This window comes from Lentilactobacillus sp. TOM.63 (genome assembly GCF_030361045.1).
Classification (GTDB): Bacteria; Bacillota; Bacilli; order Lactobacillales; family Lactobacillaceae; genus Lentilactobacillus; species Lentilactobacillus dabitei.
This window is the reverse complement of record NZ_JAUCAP010000011.1, coordinates 24410-47367: the sequence shown is the minus strand read 5'-3', so window position 1 is coordinate 47367 and position 22958 is coordinate 24410. Positions and strand designations below refer to the sequence as shown.

The window sequence follows — 22958 nt, the reverse complement described above, 5'->3', positions numbered from 1 at the left end:
AAAACTTCCTTATTCAGATTTGGTAGACCAATTATCGCACATTAATTTGAACGATTGGTAAATTTTTATTTAATTATTCGTTAAGTTGAGCGCATTCAGGACACAGGCCATAAATCTGGAAAAGGTGGCCGGTCACTTGGCAACCCTGCAATTGGTTAACGATTTCCTCGCTTAGTGGGCAGTCTTTTAGCTCAATCACCTTGCCGCAATTGCTACAAATAAAGTGATGATGATGTTCATGTTCAAAATCACATTGAAATTTAACTGAGGCTCGGTCACCCTGGACTTGGCGCTCAACGATTCCCAGATCCGCAAACTCAGAAATATTGCGATAAATTGTGTTGTGGCTCATATTGGGGAACGTCTGGCGCATGAAGTCATCGATGCTGGTGACTTCAACGTACTTCTTTTTGGCCGTGTTAAATAGAAATTCAAGCATGGCTGTCCGTTGTTTCGTGATTTTTAAATGATTACTTTTTAATACGTTCGTTGCTTCTTTGACTGTTGAAGGCATTCTATTCACCTCATGATATTGTTGGGTGGGATTCACTTGTTTGAGTTGATTTGGACTGGGTTACTCAAAACTTGAATCGGCACTTTCGTTATAGTAACAATTACTATTTAAGTGCATACTATCACATTTAGCTCCTTGCAACAACTATCCCATTGGTTCAATTAAATATTGAGTGACAATCTTGTCAACTTTACGCTGAGTTTTGCCAAGATCCCAGTTCACGATTTCATAGGCCTTACCTTCCAGTTCTTCAGGCATTTCCAAGTCGCGAAGATATTCCTTACTATGGATACGTTTGGCCACCATCGCCGAATTGTCGCCGCGGCAAGCCATGCGTTTTTTCAGCTCTGTCGTGTCACCGACCTTGAGATAGATAATCACCGCTTGATCGCCGAGCTTTTGCTTATATGTAATCGCTCCCGCCGTATCCAGGACGATGCAGGCAAACGGTGACGTCTTCCAAGCGTTCTCCAGGCCTTCATAAGACGAGCCATAGCGATTGCCGGCGTAGACAACCGACTCCAGGTAGTGATTTTTCGGGAATGATTCCTTGGTTTCAAAATAGTAATCGACGCCATTCTTTTCGCCATCCCTTGGTTTTCGAGTGGTATGGGTGATCACTTTGGTCATATGAAATTTATCGTGTAAATAATTCCGCACGGTGGTTTTGCCACTGCCCGCCGCACCGGTAATTACGAAAACTCGATTTGTCATCCACTATTCTCCGATATTTTCTTTATTATAAATATAGTCGTTTGCCCGTTTCAATAACTGCTTCAAGTTGTCATAGGATAATGTGTCATAGGCCTCTTGGAAATTAAACCAGCCGTATTGGTTAATCTCTTCATCCTGCTTGGTCACCTTCACATCGGGGTGAACCTTGCTGACAAACAAGGTTACGTCCTTGTGGTGACCATTTTTCATATCGTATTCCAACTTTTCTTTGAAATTGGTGTCAATAATCGTCTTCAAATTCGTTTCTTCCCGAATTTCGCGGACGGCCGTTTGAATGAGATTCTCATTCTTTTCCACGTGCCCTTTGGGAAATCCCCAAAAATCATCAGTCGCACTTCGCAACAATAGATAGCGGATACTGCCATCTTTGACCTCATAAACAACTGCGCCACTTGCATATTCTGTAACCATCAAAGACACTCCTTTTATAATAGTGTGCGGAACAAAGCGATTAGAAGCCGGAACCTAAGTTACTTTCACCATAAATCCGGGTTTTGGATTTTTGGGGGAAGTGACTTAGGTGCAGACTTCTGCTTTGTGCAGCACGATTCAATAGTAGTGTGCGAAACAAAGCGATTAATAACCGAAACCTAAGTCTCCTCAACTATAAGTCCCGTTTTTGGGGATTTGTAGTTGAGGTGCTTAGGTGCAGGTTATTGCTTTGTGCAGCACGATTCAAACATCAGACTTTCAACGTTCGTTTCAACAACAATGGTGCCACGATCGTCGACAACACGATCACAATAATAATTTCTGAATATAAATTTTTGGCCATTAAATTGGCAGATAGACCAATCTGGGCAATGATCAACGCCATTTCACCCCGAGAAACCATCCCGGATCCCACGACAAAGGCACTCCGCCAGTTCATCTTGGTGATGGCTGCACCAAGCGCCCCACCGAATAGCTTCGTGGCGATTGCCAACAACGTCATGATGACAATGAAGCCTAAATTCTTGAGGACGCCACCAAATTCCATATCCAGCCCGATGCTTACGAAGAAAATCGGGATAAAAAATGTGTAACCAACCGAACTAACACTGCTAGAAACTTCATCTTGGAACTTCGTCTGGGAAACGGCCACTCCGGCGAAGAAGGCGCCAACAACTGAGCTCAAGCCAATCACATCAGCGAGCCAAGCCATTGATAAACATAATACCAACGAGATAATGGCTACCGAGCCGTGAACTGGAATCCGCTCGGCGAACCGTAACCCAATCGGTGCCACGTATTTGACCAACAAGATCACACCTAAAAAATATAACAATTGAAGTATGGTTGCAACCACCAAATTGGGGGCATTATCGTCTGCCACGCCAAATGAGCTGACAAAAATACTCAATAGGATGACGGCAATAATATCGTCAACCACCGCGGCTCCAAGGATTGTCGCCCCTTCCTTGGTGTTCAATTTCTTGAATTCACGGAGAACTTCGACGCTAATCGATACAGAAGTTGCCGCGAAAATAACCCCCCAAAAAATCGACCGTTCAAACCCTTGTCCCATCAACTCACCATAACCATAGAACGCAATCATTGGAAAGAGGACACCAATCGCGGCAACGCTAATCGCTGGCTTGAAATATTTCTTAAGCAGATCTAAATCACTCTCAATCCCAGCAATAAACATCAAAATGATGACACCAATTTCAGAACCAGCGTGCATCAGGTGGGTATTTTGCAGGACACCAAACACCCCCGGCCCCAAAATGACCCCAACAACCAGTTGCCCAATGACTGCGGGCATCCCCAATCGTTGACTAATGGCTGCCGCAAGCAGTGTCGCTATCAAAATCAGTGCTATTTGTCCAATAAACCCCATTCAATATCCTCCAATCTGTCTTGTCCGGTTCGTAACTTATTAATTGTAATAAGTTTACCATATTGAAGAGAACAGTGAGCGGAGTATAGCGATTAGAAACTGGAGCCTAAGTCTCCTATTGCTGAAATTCCTGGTTTTGGAATTTTTGCAATGGGTGCTTAGGTGCAAGTCACTGCTTTGAGAAGCTGTCCTAAGAACAGTGAGTGGATCCAGGCGGTTAGCAATCAGAGCGTAAGTCTCCAAAGAAAAAGAGATCCCCGCCATTGTTTTCGCAGGTGATCTCTCAAAATCTTCATATTATATTGGTAAGTGATTACTTTGTTTTATAACCAAAGTCAGGAATATTTGTCCAACGATCTTTCAGATATCGGACGACCATCTTTGGCTCACGGGCTCTGGTGAAGATGCCCTTCTTGTTCCCCTGAACGCGTTGGATGCCAAATTTGGTCTGGAAGTCCGCAAAGTTCCAAAGCTGTTCGCCAACAAAGTTTGGAAGTTCATCGAAGACTTTGCTGGACATCCGGTAATAATCTTCTTGGAATTCTTCAGAGAATGGCTCGCCGTACTTACTGTGAAGGCCAGCAACTGTGTCGGCACCGTATTCCGTGTACATGATTGGTTTATCAGGGAATTTTGCTTGATATTCCTTCAGCTCATCGCGAGTAGCCGTTTCAGCCGTCTTCAAATCTCCGTTGCCAATGTACCAGCCATAGTACCGGTTCAGTGCGATCACATCAACCAGATCTATACATTCATCCGTCTTTGGATTAGCCATCATAATACTGGTGTAAGTGCATGGGCGTTTTTGCGGATCTAATTCTCTGGCTTCATCGAACAATGGTTTGAAATAGTCATGCGCGCCCTTGGAGAAAGTTGCGGCTTCATTGGCAATCGACCACATCACCACAGATGCATGGTTCTTGTCACGATCGATCAGCTCACGAATGACTTGTTGATGTGCTTCGGCAGTCTTCAATTCTTTCCAAGTATCATCTTCGTAATCGTCACTTTCCAGCATTGAAACGTCGAAGCCAAATGTGACCATCAGCCCAACCGCAGTGGTTTCGTCAATCACAACGATTCCTTCGCGGTCACATAGACGCATCATTTCTTCTGAGTATGGATAGTGAGACGTCCTAAATGAGTTGGCCCCCATGTCCTTCATGAGGTTAATGTCCAAGACGTTGACGGGTTCATTGAAGCCACGACCGTGAACGTAAGTATCCTCGTGCTTACCAAATCCTTTGAAGTAGAATGGCTCGCCATTGATCAAGAATTGACCGTTTTGAACGGCGATCTTTCGAACACCAAATGGTTCCGAGTAAGTATCCTCAACGTCACCATTTTTGATAAGGTCAACTTTGGCTGTGTATAGGTAGGCGTTCAGTGGCTGCCATAAGTTGACATTAGAAATGGTTAAGACTTCGTCGGTGCCCTTGCCACTCGCAACTTCTTCACCGGCGTGATCGAGAATTGTCACTTTGACCTCATCAAAATCACCAGCTGCTTTAATCGTTGTGTGAACATTGGCTGATTTTGCTGCTAAATCAACATCGGGGACAACCGTGATATCATCGATGTGGGCTTGTGGCGTTGAATAAATTTTAACGGGGCGTTGGAGGCCAGCGTAGTTGAAGAAGTCAAAATTTTCGTCAACTTTGCGGACCAGATGACCATTTTCGTCCTTGGATTCACTGTAATGACCAACTGGCAACGTCGAATAATCAAGTAAGTTGCTCAATTTAACGGTCAAGCGGTTATTGCTATCTTGAAGATAATCATTAATTTCAACTTCAAACGGGGTGAAGCCACCCTTATGATGAGTAATTTCTTGACCATTTAAATAAACCCAAGCCTCATGAGTAGCGGAGCCAAACCGCAAAACCAGTCGCTGTGAACGGAGGGGCTTGGCGATATCAAAGTTGGTCTCGTACCAAAAGTAACCGGAATGATCACGAATTTTTTGAGAAGCCGTCTGGTCATTAAATGAAGCGGGAACAGCCAGCACTTCATCAGTTGGTAGCGGCTTGGTGACATCGATTGGGGTCACTTCTTCATCGATCATGAATTTCCAAAGGCCTGATAAATCAAGTAAGGCGCGGGTAGGTGTTGCAGTTGGGTATAACATAAATGAATTCCTCCGTTCAATTTGAATTGTGTCGTTGGTTAAAGATTAACCGAATTAGCCAACATATTCTTCTACTATTTTTACATAAATTGATCTATAATGACTTTTATGGAACCGCTAACATTTTTTTAAGGAGTGACCCTTTTGCCTTCACCAGATTATCAACAATCAGCCAAGCTATTTCATTCGGCGACCCAACTTAATATCGCTATTTATAGTCATACCGGTGACCAACTATTAGACCTAACCGATAGTGACGCCATTCAAGCCTTTCATAGCCACACCGAATTTCACCAAATCGTGATCCAAGTGGCCGCTCAACCCGCTAATCGTTACCTGCATTTTGTAACAGCCACTAAGCTCGAATACCTGATTGTGGGTTTAATCAAGCAGCCTCAATCGGTGGGAATGGTCGTTGTCGGCCCCTTTATCACGAATACCTTCAACCGCGAGGCCGTCAATGACATCTTAATCGACAATTCATATACCGTCAGTGAACGGCGGCGTTTGGAACAATTGTACCAAGGGCTGCTAATTCTATCGTCGACGAGAATCGCAGATATTGGCGCGCTCTTGGTCAACTTATTTAATCACGCACTGATTCAGCCCAAACCAGTCAAGCTTATTGATAAACGGGTCCGCCCTCACCAACCGACCTTGATAGACGTCAGTGCTGAATCTCAGGTCCAAATTGAAAAGCGGTATCTGGAAGAACAGGAACTCATAGATGCAATTGCGGCGGGGAACAAACAGGGCGTTGAACAACAGCAACATTCGATTGCGCGGATTACCGAGCTGTTTTCCAACCGAATTCCCCATCAGCCGCTCCGCTCAACCAAGAATATTTCGTTTGTCTACAATACCCTTTGCCGAATTGCCGCTCACCGTGGCGGGGTTCAACCAGTTTACCTGAACGATATCTCCGAAAAGTATGCCCTACTGATCGAGCGGCAGAACACCGTTTCCGGATTGAAATCATTGACAGCTGCAATGGCACTGGAATATTGCGCACTCGTCGATTCAGTCTCAACCAATCAGTACAGCCCCATGATCAAACGAGCGGCAGACTACATTTTGCTCAACCTGGGCCATCATATTTCACTGGCACAAATTGCCACTGAAATCGGCACGAATCCTTCTTATCTGTCGCGAAAGTTCAAGGCAGAGGTTGGCTTGACCATCACCGATTATCTGAATGAAAAGCGTATTTCAGAAGCTAGGAAATATCTCGAACGACCCACGCCGTCCGTCACTGGCATCGCTTTGATGACCGGTTTTAACAACGTCACCTACTTCATAAAGGTGTTCAAACGGGTTGTTGGGCAAACGCCATTAGACTATCGGAATTCGGTTGGGCGAAGATAACTGTCATCGTTTGGTTATCCCCTTTATGAATATCTGTAAGAAGGTTAGCACCTTCTGAGATAAATTTTTGTGAAAATCAATGGCAATCATGGCTGGAAAAGTAATGTATAATGGCTTTAACAATTGTTTTGGGGTGCTGTTTTGGGCGGTATCCTGGATCTGCGTTTTTAGGACAGCTGCGCAAAGCAGGAGTCTGCACGTAAGCACCTCCAACAAAAATCCCTAAAAACCAGGGATTTCTGTTGAAGGAGACTTATATTCCAGTTCCTAATCGCTTTGCTACGCTCACTTTTGGAGGTATTCACATGAAAATCAATCAGTTTGCATATGTACCCACTAGTCATGACCAAATCATCAAGGAATTGGCCGACGTTCGTTTTTTAACATCCCGGACTTCCAAGATTTCTGATCCCGTCATGCTGTTCCGCCAATTTTTGCTCAAGTTTTACCTTGAAAAGCAAGGACTTTCCACCCGAGTTCAAAAAGTTGCTAATCTCATGGCTACCAGTGATCTGAATGCCTACGACTACACTGCCAATGAAGGTACCCTGACAAAAGATGCCTTCTATAATGTTGCCTTGCAGTTACTGGGCTTTGAGGTTGGCTTGGACTTCAGCCTGAACGATCCCTTTACTACAATGAAAAAATTGAAGCTACCGACTGCCAATGTCAGTGATCAGCTCAGCCGCGACGACGTAATAGATGCCTGGTACAAATTACTGAACACCCGCACCAAGTATGGTCAGACGTTAATCGACTATCTGGCCGGCCAGGGCTATTATCATCAATTTGCCGATGATGGCTTAAAACGGCCACTAATCTTTAATGGCAAATCGCAAGCCGTATTCGATACCAGCAAACTCATTCACGAAGTCGTTTACGTGGAGGCGCCACTCGATACCGACCACGATGGCAAACGCGACCTGCTAAAAGCCGAAATCATCCGCCCGGCAGAAACTGAAGCTGGTTTGAAAGTGCCAATTGTCTTCACCGAAAGCCCCTACGATCAAGGAACCAATGACAAGCAAGCCGACGATTTGACCCACAAAGTTAATCTACCGCTCGAACGCAAGAAACCAAACACCCTTACATACGATGACATCAAAGTGACCTATGACAATTCTAATCTCCCAGCACCGCGTGCCGCCAAGGAAACAACGAAAGTGGCCGAAGAAACCTTCGTTAAGACTTGGACCTACTCACTGAATGATTATTTCTTGGCACGCGGCTTTGCAGTTGTCTACTCTTCCGGTGTAGGCACCAAAGATTCCGACGGTGTACGAACAACCGGGACTCCCGATGAAACGATCAGTGCCACTTCAATTATTGAGTGGCTTCATGGTGATCGCCAAGCCTTTACCAACCACCACGATCAAGTTGCTATCACCGCCTGGTGGAGTAACGGCAACGTTGCAATGACGGGTCGCTCTTATCTTGCTACGCTTGCAACGGCTGCCGCAATGACCGGAGTTAGTGGTCTCAAAACCGCCGTCGTTGAAGCCGGCATTTCCAACTATTACGATTATTATCGTGAAAACGGCTTAGTGGTTGCCCCCGGTGGTTTCCAAGGAGAAGATACCGATGTTCTTGGTGAATTTACGTTTAGTCGGGAACAAACGGCCGCTGATTATCTTAAGATCAAGGATACTTGGCTGGCTCAGTTAAAAAAGTTAACTAGCGGTCAGGATCGAAAAACCGGCAGCTATAATTCCTTCTGGGACAACCGAAATTTACTAAAGAACGTCAATGTCAAGGCGGATATGTTGCTGGTTCACGGACTGAATGACTGGAATGTTAAATTATCACACGTTTATCATCTCCGGAACCGATTAAAGAAGGAAGCAATCACTCAAAAATTAGTCCTCCATCAGGGGCAACACGAGTATTTAAACAATTTCCGGTCAATTGATTTCACCGATATCGTTAACTTATGGCTTACCAACAAATTACTCGATGTCGATAACCAAGCCAACGACATCGTTCCAGACGTGCTGGTGCAGGATAATGCCGAACCAGAAACCTGGACGCCATATCAAGATTGGGGCGGAGATGCCAAAGTTGAGAAAATTTCATTGGCTGATAAACGTTTCACCGATCTCAATGAGAACACCAGCTTCACAGACAGACTAGACGATGACCTGTTCAAACACTATATTTCAGACACCAAGAAGTGGCAGCGGGCCCTCTTCACCAAAGAACACTCCAAGATGGACAAACATTGCATCAAGCTGGTTTCCGAACCTTTGAGCGAAGATCTGATTGTCGATGGTCAAGCCACGATTTCGCTGCGTGGATCAACCAGTGCCAACATTGGGCTATTAAGCGTTACCTTGGTAGATTATGGCAAGGCCAAGCGCTTAAAGCCAGTGCCCCAAGTTTTGGCCGCTCAACAAATTCTCACTGGCTACCATTGGCGCAAGGATGATTTGAAAGAATTTCTGCCAGAAAAAAAGGCCACCGCTTACAAGAAATTTACGGACGCTCATATGAACATGCAAAATCGAACTAATAATTATCGATCAGATGAGCTGCTGCCAAAGCAACTTTATACATTTGAGATGGCCTTCCAACCAACCTTCTGGCGCTTGCTGGCCGGCCACCAACTTGGACTGATCATTTATGCAACCGACATGAATTACACCATTCGTGGCAATCAAGATATTACTTACACAATTGATTTAGCGGCTTCAAACATTGAGCTACCCTACTTACGGTAGTTGAAACGGTTTCTTTCAAGCAGTATTATGATTACAAATACAAATTAAGGATTGGTGATTACATGCGAACAGGAACAAAGATCATTACCCTGGATAACGGTTATCATTTATGGACCAACACGCAAGGCACTGGCGACATTCATTTGCTGGCACTGCATGGTGGCCCTGGCGGTGAACATGAATATTGGGAAGATGCTGCCAAACAATTGGCTAAGCAAGGCCTTAACGTCCAAGTAACCATGTACGATCAATTGGGTTCATGGTATTCAGACAGCCCTGACTTTAGCGATCCCCAAGTGCGTAAGGATATTTTGAACTACGATTACTTTTTGGATGAAGTTGACGAAGTTCGTGACAAATTAGGCTTGGATGATTTCTATTTGATTGGTCAATCATGGGGCGGCTTATTAGTTCAAGAATATGCAGCTAAATATGGCAAACACTTGAAGGGAGCCATTGTTTCCTCAATGGTCGACCGGATCGATGATTACACCGAAAACTTGGAAAAGGTTCGAGAAACTGCCTTGACCCCTGACCAAGTGGCCTACATGAAGAAGTGCGAAGCCGCCAACGATTATGACAATGACAAGTATCAGTCATACGTTGATATTTTGAATAAGGGCTACATTGATCGGAAACAACCTTCTAAGTTGTCGCATTTGATTGATGTCACCAACACCGATATCTATGGTGCTTTCCAAGGTGATAACGAGTTTGTTATCACCGGGAAATTGGCAGAATGGAACTTCACCGACCACTTGAAGGATATCAAGGTCCCAACGCTGGTCACATTTGGTGAACATGAAACCATGCCAGTGGCAACTGGAAAACGAATGGCAGAAATGATTCCAAATGCCAAGTTCGTATCAACCCCAGAAGGTGGCCACCACCACATGATTGACAACCCAGATGTCTATTACGACCATCTGGCAACGTTTATCCGCGAGGTTGAGGCGGGAACGTTTAACAAGTAAGCGTGCGGAGAAAAACGCTTTGACGCGTCTATATAAAGCCTTTCAACTTCAATCCCGGTTTTGGGGATTTGAGTTGGAAGGTTTTATATAGTTAAGCGTCAGTTTTTTGGAGCACTACTAATCTATGTAATGGAGAAAGCAGGCGTCAGGGCTGTCGGAGTGCATTTACTCAATATAACGGAGAAATTCCCGAAAGTAGAACTGGTTTTAGTTCAGGAGCTCTTATGTATCTAACACCGGTTTTTCAGAGCACTACTCACCATTTACAAATAGAATACCAACCAACATAAAATCTTCTCGTAGTATTTACGTATTTGTATTTATATAAAGTAAGTGTCCCCATTTCGCTTGCTTTCATACGTATCGATACGTATAACACAGATAGTTGGAGGAGAAGAATGAAAGTTACAGTTAAACAGGTTCTTGAGATGTTGTCTGCTCAAGGATTTGTTGAAGATAGAATAAAAGGCGATCATCATCGTTTTGTTGATCAATATGGACATAAGGTAACAGTCCCGTACTCACGCTTGAAGCAAGAAGTCAGCCTTTCCACGTACCACTACATCAAACGTCAGGCAGGTATTAAGTAATTATGAAAATCATTACAGGAGGTTTCTCCATGAAAAAACGAATTGTTGCTTACCCAGCAGAACTCATCCCTGATAAAGGAACGTATACAGTCATCTTTCCCGATGTCCCCGGCGCAATTTCTCAAGGAAATGGCATTGCTGAGGCCATTTCAAACGGTAGTGAAGCCTTAGGATTGATATTATACGACGAAAAAGAGTTACCAAAGCCCAGCGATCTCGAATCCATTAAACCAGATGAACCTGGAACAATTATTAATTGGATTGCGACTGACTTAGATGAAATTAAACGAACCGTTCGTGAACCAACGGTCAAAAAGAACACCACCATCCCTGGTGACCTCGCTCGAATGGCCGAACAGAAAAACATTAATTTTAGTGCGTTACTTACAGACGCACTGAAAGCAAAACTGAATCAGTGATGTAAAGAAGGAGCACCTGACTTGATGAAGACAGCCAGATGCTCCTTTTGCATTCAAAATACCTGATCATTTCTCACTCATTAAGTATTTTTGATAAATACTTCTGGATCCCTTACCCTAGCCATCTCAATATCGATATGTTCGAGAAATTGTAGCGATTTTTGTTGGCTTAAATCGAACCTTTAGTAAAACAAAAGCGAAGCCCCTCGACTCCTCTTTTCGCACTTTTTGAATTTATCAAACTCACTTCGTCAACCCTTCTGGCACATCCGGGTTCTGCGACAACAGTTGACTTCTTCGCTCGTACAATCTGAACAAGACATAACCGACCATTCCGAAGAAGAACGGTCCGATCAATTCAAGCGTCAAATCCCAATACTGCCCTTCAGAAATTGCGGAAATGGCCGTTGAGAACACACCGATCATCAACAGGAGATCCACCACAACGGTCACCGTCATGTAGACCCATTTGCGTTTGTAAATCACAAACGGTTTTTCCAATGACAGATTGGCCTTGAAGAATGGAAATGCGGTAACCAAGAATAGATATGGTAACGTCGATGATAAGTTATCCATCAGCGTCAAAACATTATAGAAATCAACGGCGGATTTGCCACCAAATGAGGTCATCGCGATCAAGGCACTGACCACGCCGGCCTGCATCCACATTGCGTTAGCAGGCATCCCGTATGCATTTAACTTTGGTAATGCCTTTGGCCACAACTGCTTTGGCGTTCCTAAAATGAATGACTTAATCGGCATATAAACGATCACGAAGAATGATCCCAGATAACTGATCAGCATGGTGAACGATCCAAACCGGGAGAACCAGAAACTCAGGGTTTGCGATCCAGCGGTACCAAGCGAGAACTGCTGACCTAAACTATAGCCCAAGTTGCTCATTAAAACATAAGTCGTATTTCCTAAATTAACTCCTGAGCCATCGAACACTTTTGACCAATTGGCGGAAGCGCCCCACAGAAAGATAAATAGTGCATAAATCATGGTGATTAAAAACGCACCCAATGCCATGGCCAACGGGAAGTTCCGTTTGGCATTTTTCATCTTATCGGACACACCGCCCATGGCTTCAATCCCGGCGTAGGCATAAATTGCAAATACCAGGAACGACACGATTGAGCTCAATGATTGGTAACTTGATCTTGGTGACTTTAACAAACTAGTTGGCAAGTTCATCGGTTCTGCGAGTTGAAACCCGTTCATGCTCAACAATATCAGACTGGCGATACAGAAGAAGATTGTCAAGACAACGGCGGCAATTCCACCAACGGCTGCTAATTTAGCGACTTTGGTGAGCCCCTTAGTGGCGACAAAGGTCACGATGCAGAAAAACGCGATGCTCAAGATGCCGATTGTTTCGGTGGAATCCAGCCCGCCGAAGCGCCACTGGCCAGTTTGATCTGAGCCACTAATCGTGGTAGACAGCATGATCCAAATTTTAGAAACGGTCGACACAATCAAGATGATCCATGAGGCAATCCAAACGAAGCCACCAACAAACGCCCATTTAGTCCCCAGCGAATTGGATAACCAGGAGAACACGCCACCGGCTTCGTTCCGCAAAGATGCCCCGTATTCTGAAAACATCAGTGATGAGGGCACGAAGAACAACAATGCAGCCAAGACATACCAGATAATGCCGGCGTAACCCATTGTGTAATAAGCGATCGACGTATTATCAAAGGCAAAGGTTGAGGTAAAGATCATCAACATGACGCTCATCAAAGTTAATTTATTTGTTGCAATTTTCTTCATAAGCAATGCTCCTTGTCTCGGTTATCATTTGTTGTGTGGAATGGATTGTTTTTGTGATTAGGACGGCTCCGTAAAGCAGAAGTCTGCATGTAAGCACCACCGAGAAAAATTCCAGAATCGGGAATTCCTCTCACTAGAGGCTTACACTCCGACTTCTAACCGCTTTAGTTCGCTCACTTTCTTAAGACAGCTCCTCCAGGCAACAACCTGGATCCGCTCACTTTTCTTAGGACAGCTCCTCAAAGCAGAAAGCTACATGTAAGGACCTCGGAGAAAAATTTCAAAACCGGAAATTTCTCTCCGAGGACACTTACACTCCGCTTTCTAACCGCTTTGATCCGCTCACTTTTCTTCAAAACGATTTTCAATCGCTCTAGCGTGGGCTTCCAAGCCCTCAACCCTTGCCAGCGTTGTAATAGCATCCTTTTCCTTTGCCAAGGCTTCTCTTGTATAGGAAACAAACTGTGTCCGTTTCACGAAATCTTGGACACCCAATGGTGAGAAGAATCGTGCCGTACCACCCGTTGGCAAAATGTGGTTAGGACCGGCAAGATAGTCACCAAGTGGTTCTGAAGCTGAGAAGCCTAGGAAGACTGATCCGGCGTTCTTAATTTGATTTAGATATTCGATGGCATCTGGGAGTTGAACTTCCAAATGTTCTGGCGCAACAGCGTTCATCAGGGTGAAGGCATCATCAATATCATCAACGACTGCGATAAAGCCTTCATTATCCATGGCAGCCTGGGCAATTTCTTGGCGAGGCAATAACGCAACTTGGCGCGCCAATTCTTTGTTGACGGCGTCGGCTAACTGCCGATCATCCGTAATCAACATTGGCCGAGCCAACTTATCATGTTCAGCTTGTGACAGCAGGTCTGCCGCTACTTGGCTGGGTACTGACTGGGAACTGGCAATCACGCCAATTTCAGATGGACCAGCGATCATATCGATATCGACTTGACCGAAGACCTTCTTTTTCGCAGTTGCCACAAAGACATTGCCAGGACCGGTAATTTTATCAACCCGGGGAACTGTTTCGGTACCATAGGCCAATGCAGCAATCGCTTGAGCGCCACCAACCGTATAAATTTCATCAACGCCGGCAATCTTGGCAGCGGCTAAAACGGCTTTGATCAAACCATCCTTTTGAGGTGGCGTCACCATCACAATCCGGCCAACTCCAGCAATTTTGGCGGGAATCACGTTCATCAGAATGGATGAAGGATAAGCAGCCGTCCCACCGGGAACGTACAAGCCAACGGCAGCCAGCGGTTGAATCTTTTCCCCACGAATGACGCCTTTCTTCTTGGCGTCAATAAAGCTTTCTTCAACCTCCATTTGTTGGAATGAAGTGATGTTAGCCTTAGCCAGCTTCAACGCATCAATCACCTTTTGATCAGTTTGGGCATAGGCATCATCAATTTCTTGTTGACTGACGCGCAGGTTTTTGAGGTCAATACCGTCAAATTTCTTCTCGTAATCCTTCAGCGCTTGATCACCATTTTCAATGACGTTGGCAATAATATCGTCAACTGCTTTTTCAACCTCAGCTCGGTTGGCTACCTTGTTAGTTCGAATCGCTACCTGTTTCAATAAGTTGTCTAATGAATCTTCAATAATTTGCATGTGTGCCACTCTCCATTTCTGTAAATATGCTGGTTATAATTAGAATTTAATTAGGACAGCTCCTTGCAACTGATGCTAACATCTAAGGAACTTCAGACTAAAACCCAAGCCCGGGCTTTCAGCCTAAAGCACCTTAGATACCGCATCACCCGTTGCAATCCGCTCACTCAATAAAAAAATCCCCAGACATTACGTATAGTAATATCTGAGGACGATCTGTCGCGGTTCCACCTCATCTTTGTCGCCACCTCACGATGAAACGACCTTACGCTGCTCATAACTAGTCGTCCATTAAAATGGAGAACAGTCACAGTAGCCGTGGTAACGCTGACTAGCGGAGTAACCTACTTAATTCAATCACTCAGTTCATAGATGTGTTTTCATCATTCACCACAACCCCTTCTCATCAAATAGTGAGCGGAGCAAAGCGGTTAGAAGCTGGCGCCTAAGTTGTCTTGACCGGAAATCCTGGTTTTGGATTTTTGGTCGAGACGGCTTAGGTGCAAGCTTCTGCTTTGCACAGCTGTCCTAACATAGTGAGCGGAGCCAGGCGGTTAGAAACCGGAAGATAAGTCTCCTCAAGCGGAAATTCCCGGACTTGGAATTTTTGATTGAGGTGCTTATGTGTAGGTTTCTGCCTGGCACAGCTGTCCTAACAGGGCTCTCTTTATGTGAAATGAACAATTACTTTTCTAATCATAACTTCATATTTATTATTATTTTTTAATTTGTTGATGCTGCAAGAATACCACCTCGAAATAATATGTCAAGCCACTTTTTGAGGCTTGAATCATCATTTGCACGTAAAAAAGCCCAGCATCCCAAGAATGCCAAGCTTTGAAATCAAAATTTACTTTTAAGGTTCTTCTCTAATCACTGGTTGTTCCTTTAAACTCAGCTTCTCAACGTTAAGCACCTTATCAACCAAGCCATCATAAAAACTATCCTCATGACTCACGATGATTAAGTTACCCGGAAAACGATCCAATGCGCGCTTCAAGGCTTCCTTAGTCTCTTCATCCAAATGGTTGGTTGGCTCATCCATAATGAGGAAGTTAGACGGTGTAAATTCCATCATCGCCAATTTAACCTTGGTCTGTTCACCACCAGAAAGTTGGCCGATTGGCTTCATTGCATTAGCGGAATCGAGGCCACACTTCGCAAGCTTGGTCCGAATTGTTTTTTGATTGAGTTTGGTGAACTTGTTTGAAATAATTTGCATCGGCGTCATCCGGTTATTGTCCCAGGAAAGCTCCTGGCTGAAGTAGCCAATCTTTGATGATGGTGAAAATTTCGCCGTTCCACCTTTTGCGGTTAATTGGCCGAGAATCGTCTTAATCAAGGTTGACTTACCAACCCCGTTAAACCCAGCAAAGCCGAACTTTTCACCCATTGAAATTGTGAAAGTCACCGGCTTCAAAAGCGGCTTATTATACCCAACGGAAAGGTGATCAACCGTCAAAGCTTCGTGAGAGCCGGTTTCCTCATAAGGAAAGTTGAAACTTGCCTTAATGTTCGTTGAAGGCGGATCAATTTTATCCATATGCGCTAGCTTTTTCTCACGTGATTTCGCCATCGTTGCCTTAGAGCCAGCCTTGTTTTTCCGAATAAAGCGTTCAGCCTTATCAATTTCAACCTGTTGCTTATCGTACTCCCGCTGTTGAAATTCTTCTCTCTCTGCTCGCTGCCGCATGGCCTGTTTGAAGCTCCCGCGGTACTTCGTGATCTTTCCGAAAGCAACGTTAATGATACAATTGGTAATTTTCTCTAAGAAATCATAATCATGAGAAACCACCAGGGCTGATCCGGAAAAACCGTTTAGATAGTCAATCAACCAATCAATTTGAGCTGTATCCAAATAGTTAGTGGGCTCATCGAGCAAAATAACATCTGGATCAGCTAACAACATTTTGGCCAAAATGATCTTAGAACGCTGACCACCAGACATCTTACCAACCAAGTGATCCCGGCCAATGTTATCAAGCCCCAAGCCAGTAATTGTTTGATCAATTCTGGTATCAATTTCATAAAAATTACTGGAGTCTAATTCATCTTGCAGCTGACCGGCACGTTCCATTAACTTATCGTTGCCGTTGTCAGCGTAATCAGCGTATAATTTATTTAATTGCTCACTCTTTTTATAGAGATCAGCGAATGCGGTCCGCAAGAATTGAGTAAGTGTTAAATCACCTTCAACGTCAGCGTACTGATCCAAATACCCAATCTTGATATTTTTCTGCCACTTAATATTTCCAGATAGTGGTAATTCGCTTCCCGTGATGATCTTAATGAGCGTTGACTTACCGACCCCATTTTGGCCGACAACTCCCATGTGTTCACCCTTTTCAAGCGTGAATTCAGCGTCTTTGTACAGATCTTTTTCCGCAAAACTCATTGAAAGGTCCGAAACAGATAGTAATGGCAAAAGATTCACTCCTTTTTAATAGTGTGCGTAACAAAGCGATTAGGAATCGGAACATAAGTTTCCTTGGCCGGAAATTCCCGGTTTTGGAATTTTTGGCCAAGGTGCTTATGTGGAAGTTTCTGCTTTGCGGAGCACCATTCGACTAGGTAGTTTAGACCAAACCAGTGCGTCAGTAAAACCAAGCGCCATCAAAACGCATCGTTAACGTAATCGAAGTGATTCGGATACCACTGCAACTGTCAGCACACTATTCAACTAAAATACCTAAGAATACATACAAATTATTATGTTACTCTTAATTAAAGTCATGGTCAAGTCATGCAACCGCTCGTGAATACAAGTAATGGTATATAATATATTCATTGGTTTGGGACAGATTCTAATCACTTTGTTCCGATCACTTATTTTTTAAGGATGTTAAAAAATCAAGAAAGTAGGTGCGAGGCAATTCCTCTCCCGATTAAAATCGGCGGTTTTTTTGCCTCAATTTTAAATGAATATTAGAGAAATTGAATATATCACAATTCCAGTATCAAACTTAGAGGTTAGTCTACGATTTTATCATGAGGTATTTGACATGCAGATCGTTGATTTGCCCAATGGGGATAAGGGTGCTGATCTGCGAAAGATGTTCTTAGACTTTCGACAAGTCGACAATGTTAGCAACCCCATTTCGTTTGGCTTAATCGCCAAGGATTCCATGGAAGCTATCAAGGCGCACTTAATCAATTATTTTGTCGATATCGTCGACGAACCATCTACCAAAACTGAAGTGAGGAGAAAAGTTAACTCAATCACCATTTTAGACCCAGATAAGAATCGGATTGAGGTTAACGAATTCAAATAGATGAAACTGACGCAATTGATTCATTACAGCACCACTAAGTCCCTGCAAATTATCAAGTGGATTGGCTTTTTGTTTATCTATTTACTTGCCTCAGGCAGCCTTGATATTGCTGGTAGCTATACCGCCCTCGTTCAGTTACGAAAGGTGCTGGGTATCTCGTTACTATTAATTGCGGTAATCCTTGGCTTTATCGGCTGGCGGTACGGTAAACAGCTCACAATCGCTAATCCACGGCATTTTGGTCGATCAAAGGCAACTTTTAGTCACATTAGTCAACTGATCATCATTTTTGCGGTTATTCTTATCGTTCAGTCCGTTTGGGGCTGGCTGGTTGTCCATCATGTTCTAGATTTACCAACAAACCAAAAAGTCATTAATGAAACGGTTACCCATTTACCACTTTGGAATAATTTGTTTGCAATTTTTCTGGCACCTATCTTTGAGGAACTTATTTGCCGGGGGATTTTTATGAATTACTTTTTTAACAAGGATAACCGACTTAATAATATTTTAGCTATCCTTGCTAGCGGCATGGTATTCGGCTTTCTCCACGACATGAGCTTCGACGTTAATTGGCTTTTGTACTCGGCCTTAGGATGTTTGTTGGCATACACCTACATCCATTTCAGAGATATCAGGTACAGTATCGCACTGCATGTCATGAATAATTTGTTATCAATACTATAAGACTAAAACATTGACGTTTATCCCAGCGTTTAGCGGCGAAGGGCCATCATTCCTGATCATTCGGAATGGTGGCCCTTCGCCGTTAAATAACACGGATTTATCATTTTCCCCAATTTTTTAATAGGCTTTTGGTTGTGATTCCAAGTGAAGAATAACGACCATCTCAGCCCACCGACTACCTATAAATTACTTGTAGTAGGCTCTAACCAATTTAGGATTAGTGGAAATGAAACCACCTTTGACTTCGAATCGTTTAGTTCCGCCCTGCTTAATTGAATCTTGATGGCTAAACGTGAATCGTTTAACAGCAATCTTGTCACCCTTAGCAAAGTGACCGTTTTTCTTAGTGAAATCAGCGTCACGATAGCGATTGAGCCCTTGTTTTAGAACCACTTGCTTCGGTTGCTTATGTCGCCCCATTTTAACCAACTTTCGATTTCCAGTGACGTAATGACCGTTGGTTAATTGATAACGGGTCGTAAGATTATGAGTGACAAATTTCTTAACCCGCAATACCGTTCCCTGTTTAAAGTTTCGGACTTTATTGGTCAAATTCTTATTGGTATATTCATTGACCCCCTTGGGATTAATCGCAGTTAACGTCTTATGACTGCTGTGGTAATAAACTGGGCGAACATAGGCAAACTGCGTCGTAATATAGCCCTGCCAGCCATCGGTCTTGCTTTGATGATTGACATCCCGAACATGATAGCGCAGTCTGCCGTCTTTGGAATGGGCGTAACCATCAACGACGAACATCGGCCGAAATACCCGTGGCTTCTGGACATAGCCAGCTTTTCGCTCAGATGATTTAAAGGTTGGATTCTGGTATAAATAGATTTTCTTCAGTGAATAAACCGCCTCATGAATTTTAGCGACGTTCTCCGGTGCAGCAACTTGGGTTTGCCTTTCCGACGTTGGCTCTGTCATCACAGGTTGGTCTGGAACACTTGGCGTCTTCGGCTTATCTGGTGTAGTAGGCGGATCTATCGACTCATTCTTCGGGGCAACGGGTACATCTGGTGCCGTGTTTTGTATAAACTAATTTCACCGTTTGCGCCTGTCCCGTTAGCTCGCCGGTCTGGATTGGATCATACGCCTTAAACGTATAGCCAGGTATTTCCAATTGATAGTCGGTCTTCGATAGATCAAATGAATCACCCAATTTACCAGTAATCGTCTGAACTCCATGAATCGCGGTCCCCTTCTCATCCTCGTATTTAACGGTAACTGGCTGCACCTGAACCTTATCGATGACGTAAGGCAAATGATAACTCATCACGGCAGTCGAATAGCCTGCCCGCTCCGGTTCAGCGCGATATTTCACCATCATATAGTATGTGTGTTCATTAGCAAGCAAGGTCCCGTTAATATGGGCAGCCTCTCTTGACGGGGCAACGACCCCACCATTTCCTGATTCGGGAACGAGACCACCTTGTTGGGCAAGTGATATTCCTTCACCTGGTGACACCTGTTCCGCCAAATCAGCAAAGTGAACATCATCCCCATCTAGCGTCATATTTTGAGTGGCGGGCTTAAAAACTTGAATGAAATCTGTCTCATCTTCTTCGCCAGCATAACCACCCAAGTCATTATAGTTAGAACTCTTTACCATATGAATATTTTGGGACGTGTATGGTTCCCAATGATTGGTCGGATCGGCAACGTGCTTTGGCAACGCATCTTTGAATGGTGCTTTCCACGTGTAGGCATTTTCGGTTAGATGCTGAACCGGAAAAACAACGTGTTGGCCGAGATACTGGAATTCATCATAATTATCCCGATCCAAAACATTCAAATTCTTAATCGAATTTGAAATCAATATCAGTTTCTTAACCGACCGCATTCCAGCAATCGGCGAGATGTCCTCAATTCGATTACCTTCCAAGTTGAGATTAGCCAATTGAGTTAGGCCACTTAGCGGCGTCACGTCTTTAACGTCATCAAAGTAATACCGACCATAGTCAAGATCATGTGCCAAATCCAATTCAGTTAAATTAGTGGCATTTTCTAAACCCTTAAGAGAATAATTTCCAGGATTAACGCTAGCTGGCCCAATTGTCCCATTACCACCATCAATTGGTTCATAATCAGCTCGTTGATACTCGGGAATTGTCCGCCAATTAATACTGGTTAACTTACTAAGCGCTATCTTAAATGACCCAGCATCAAATTGGCTGAGATCAGAATCACTTTTCACAATATTTTGTCGCTTCATTTCATACAATACTAACTTTTGTAATTGCTGATTCGGCATGACATCATTGATTGACTCTTCATTGGCGACGGTTGCCGCTTGAACATTTGGCATCGGCTGATCGCCTATCCCAGTATTCTGCATACTAAATAAAATCACTGACCCCAGTAGCAAAGTCGTCGTTAATAATAATTTGTGAACCTTCATAACTATCACCTCAAAGAATATCCCTTCTATTTCGATTACATCATACAAGAAAGAATACGCTGGTGTATATTATTTTGACTGCAAAGTTATGTCATCAATAACAAATAAGTTAATTACATAGACAGATTATGATCATTTTTAATAGATCACCCCAATAACCCATTACCGATTCAAAATCGCCTATCAAGTCAAAAAAGCTGGCCCTACGTTCAGGCCAGCCATTGAGTGATTAAATAAGTCATTATTCTAAATGTTGTAATGCTTTCTTGGGAATTTCATTTCTCTGAACCTGTTCGTAAGTTGCCACCTTTTGGGCTCTTGACCAGCCCACCTTAATGTAGCGGCCCTTCACGAATCGGTGACCACCAACGGAACCGACTTCCATTCGTTTATGTTGGCCATCCTTATTCCAGCCATCGATCAGATAATAATACGTGGTTGGATTGCCATCTGGTTGTTTTTCATATCGTTCCATACTGCCAACTTGCCCATAATACCAAGTCTTTCCGTAAGCATGATGATACCAGGTACCACCTGCAGCCGCCAGCACAACAATCACGAGTAACGTTATCATCGTTCCCTTTTTCATGACTTAGCCCCCTGTTATTTGGTTAGTTACTTATGTAAGTAACTATATCTCGTAGTCGATAATAAGTCAATGATTTAGCCGATCTTGGTTGATCATTCGTTCGAGATAAGCCTCTAACTTCGGATCATGAGCGTGCAGATACATACCTTTGATTCCGCGGCGCAACAACACATTTAGCGAGTTACGCAATAGGGTTTCTTTACTTTGCTCGAAAACTTGGTTATCCATATCCGGCCGCCGCTTAAATATTTCAACGTCAGTTACCTTACTGGGATCGACTCCTAATCGATTATCCGCAGTCAAATAAAACGGCGGTCCAATAATAATCCCAATATAATTGAGGTCAAATCCCTGCACGGTATAAATACTACCAACTTCATTGATCGTCTGGGGTTGTTCAGCCCACGGCGTGCTGGTGAAATTGTACTGATCCCACGGTAAGTGAAAGTTACCCTCATTGACCAAATGCTTGCCACCATCCAGTGTCGATGGGTAGCCACTGGTCGACGTCATTCGGGCAAGCCCAGAACGGTTATTCTTTTTGATGATTAGTTGAAACATCTGCTGAGCATCGGCAAACGCCCTAAAGTCATAATCCCCAACATCCGCGGGAACTGAGCGGATGACATCGCCATCAATAAAATGATCCAGCCAGTCCATTAATCGGGGGCTAGCCTGCATTCGGAACTGCTGCTTTAGATGAACAATCTGGTGGGGATGCGGCGCAACTAAATTTAATAACCGTTCCTTATTCCAAAAACTCTTGGTGCGCAGAACCTGGTGGGGATCAAACACGACAATGGTTACGTTACTAAGCGCCATAATATCTTCAAGTTGGTTATTGCCATAATAGTTGTTGTAGTGATCCGGTTTGCTTAACAACAAGTGAGCCTCGTCGATAACCGTTAAATTGACCCGTTTACCAAGTTTGTGCAACTTATTAATGAAACTAGTCGGTCGCTGATAATATTTTTTTAGCATATGGGGTGTCTGACCAGCCAACTCCCGGTATACTTTGAGTAATTCAGGATGATTCACTAAAAAATATGCGTCAGTAACGTTTTGAGCCAAATTAGTAAATAGTTGATTAAGAATGAGACTTTTGCCAGTCCCAGCATCCCCCATCAGGACAAACACAGCGTGATCATCCTTCTCTAGGTGGTCGCGAGTAAAAGCTTCAATGGTATGGAGAACCTGATTCTGTTTTTGCGTCAGCTGAACGTTTCTTGAAAACGCGTTTAGGGTATGGGATTCTAGTGATTGCATCGTCAACCTCCATTTCAAAAAGTCGTACTTTCATCATAACGCTTTGCCACCATGACTAAAAGTTGCTTCTACGC

Annotated in this window: 19 protein-coding genes; 7 read left to right on the top strand and 12 right to left on the bottom strand. The window is 43.8% G+C overall.

Annotated features, from left to right (window positions below; translation table 11 throughout):
• Positions 1-73: 73 nt before the first annotated feature.
• The 5 genes from QUF07_RS03635 to uidA all read right to left on the bottom strand — a co-directional run bounded on the left by QUF07_RS03635 (position 74) and on the right by uidA (position 5199).
• Positions 74-514: a Fur family transcriptional regulator gene (locus QUF07_RS03635; RefSeq protein WP_217164137.1), complete on the bottom strand. Its 441-nt coding sequence runs from the start codon at positions 512-514 to the stop codon at positions 74-76.
• Positions 515-658: 144 nt separating this feature from the next.
• Positions 659-1228 carry a guanylate kinase gene (locus tag QUF07_RS03630; protein ID WP_217164136.1) on the bottom strand — a complete coding sequence of 190 codons (570 nt, stop codon included), beginning with the start codon at positions 1226-1228 and terminating at the stop codon, positions 659-661.
• A 3-nt stretch (positions 1229-1231) separates the two neighbouring features.
• Entirely contained in the window at positions 1232-1660 is a 429-nt protein-coding gene (locus QUF07_RS03625) for a bis(5'-nucleosyl)-tetraphosphatase (RefSeq protein WP_217164135.1), read from the bottom strand.
• 271 nt (positions 1661-1931) lie between these two features.
• The gene (locus QUF07_RS03620) at positions 1932-3071 is read right to left on the bottom strand and encodes a cation:proton antiporter (protein ID WP_289426810.1); all 1140 of its coding nucleotides are present in this window, start codon (positions 3069-3071) and stop codon (positions 1932-1934) included.
• A 313-nt stretch (positions 3072-3384) separates the two neighbouring features.
• Entirely contained in the window at positions 3385-5199 is a 1815-nt protein-coding gene (uidA, locus tag QUF07_RS03615) for a beta-glucuronidase (protein WP_217164133.1), read from the bottom strand.
• 144 nt (positions 5200-5343) lie between these two features.
• Here uidA and QUF07_RS03610 point away from each other — a divergent pair, with 144 nt between their 5' ends.
• The 5 genes from QUF07_RS03610 (at position 5344) to QUF07_RS03590 (ending at position 11264) form a co-directional block, all read left to right on the top strand.
• Positions 5344-6564 (top strand): helix-turn-helix transcriptional regulator, encoded by a 1221-nt coding sequence (locus QUF07_RS03610; protein WP_217341451.1) that lies wholly within the window; start codon positions 5344-5346, stop codon positions 6562-6564.
• A gap of 305 nt (positions 6565-6869) precedes the next feature.
• Complete coding sequence (locus tag QUF07_RS03605; RefSeq protein WP_289426809.1) at positions 6870-9281, top strand: Xaa-Pro dipeptidyl-peptidase; 2412 nt, start codon at positions 6870-6872, stop codon at positions 9279-9281.
• A 62-nt stretch (positions 9282-9343) separates the two neighbouring features.
• Complete coding sequence (locus QUF07_RS03600; RefSeq protein ID WP_217341453.1) at positions 9344-10255, top strand: proline iminopeptidase-family hydrolase; 912 nt, start codon at positions 9344-9346, stop codon at positions 10253-10255.
• A gap of 398 nt (positions 10256-10653) precedes the next feature.
• Positions 10654-10845, top strand: a complete 192-nt coding sequence (locus QUF07_RS03595) for a type II toxin-antitoxin system HicA family toxin (protein WP_217164126.1) — start codon at positions 10654-10656, stop codon at positions 10843-10845.
• A 29-nt stretch (positions 10846-10874) separates the two neighbouring features.
• The gene (locus QUF07_RS03590; protein WP_249778471.1) at positions 10875-11264 is read left to right on the top strand and encodes a type II toxin-antitoxin system HicB family antitoxin; all 390 of its coding nucleotides are present in this window, start codon (positions 10875-10877) and stop codon (positions 11262-11264) included.
• Between the two features lie 243 nt (positions 11265-11507).
• Here QUF07_RS03590 and yjeM read toward each other — a convergent pair whose 3' ends face one another.
• The 3 genes from yjeM to QUF07_RS03575 form a co-directional block, all read right to left on the bottom strand.
• Positions 11508-13040, bottom strand: a complete 1533-nt coding sequence (yjeM, locus tag QUF07_RS03585; protein ID WP_217341454.1) for a glutamate/gamma-aminobutyrate family transporter YjeM — start codon at positions 13038-13040, stop codon at positions 11508-11510.
• A 342-nt stretch (positions 13041-13382) separates the two neighbouring features.
• Complete coding sequence (gene hisD, locus QUF07_RS03580) at positions 13383-14666, bottom strand: histidinol dehydrogenase (RefSeq protein ID WP_289426808.1); 1284 nt, start codon at positions 14664-14666, stop codon at positions 13383-13385.
• A gap of 856 nt (positions 14667-15522) precedes the next feature.
• Positions 15523-17091, bottom strand: coding sequence for an ABC-F family ATP-binding cassette domain-containing protein (locus QUF07_RS03575; RefSeq protein WP_502878966.1), 1569 nt, complete (start codon positions 17089-17091; stop codon positions 15523-15525).
• Between the two features lie 493 nt (positions 17092-17584).
• Here QUF07_RS03575 and QUF07_RS03570 point away from each other — a divergent pair, with 493 nt between their 5' ends.
• Both QUF07_RS03570 and QUF07_RS03565 read left to right on the top strand, forming a co-directional pair.
• Positions 17585-17938, top strand: a complete 354-nt coding sequence (locus QUF07_RS03570; protein ID WP_217164597.1) for a VOC family protein — start codon at positions 17585-17587, stop codon at positions 17936-17938.
• Complete coding sequence (locus tag QUF07_RS03565) at positions 17939-18625, top strand: CPBP family intramembrane glutamic endopeptidase (protein ID WP_289426807.1); 687 nt, start codon at positions 17939-17941, stop codon at positions 18623-18625.
• 186 nt (positions 18626-18811) lie between these two features.
• Here QUF07_RS03565 and QUF07_RS03560 read toward each other — a convergent pair whose 3' ends face one another.
• From QUF07_RS03560 to QUF07_RS03545, 4 genes are all read right to left on the bottom strand, one after another.
• On the bottom strand, positions 18812-19555 hold the full coding sequence (locus QUF07_RS03560) for a DUF5776 domain-containing protein (protein WP_289426806.1): 744 nt from the start codon (positions 19553-19555) through the stop codon (positions 18812-18814).
• Positions 19556-19619: 64 nt separating this feature from the next.
• Positions 19620-21029: a MucBP domain-containing protein gene (locus QUF07_RS03555; RefSeq protein WP_289426805.1), complete on the bottom strand. Its 1410-nt coding sequence runs from the start codon at positions 21027-21029 to the stop codon at positions 19620-19622.
• Between the two features lie 241 nt (positions 21030-21270).
• Positions 21271-21618 carry a YxeA family protein gene (locus QUF07_RS03550; RefSeq protein WP_217164600.1) on the bottom strand — a complete coding sequence of 116 codons (348 nt, stop codon included), beginning with the start codon at positions 21616-21618 and terminating at the stop codon, positions 21271-21273.
• A gap of 66 nt (positions 21619-21684) precedes the next feature.
• Positions 21685-22884, bottom strand: a complete 1200-nt coding sequence (locus tag QUF07_RS03545; RefSeq protein ID WP_217164602.1) for a DUF2075 domain-containing protein — start codon at positions 22882-22884, stop codon at positions 21685-21687.
• Positions 22885-22958: the final 74 nt, after the last annotated feature.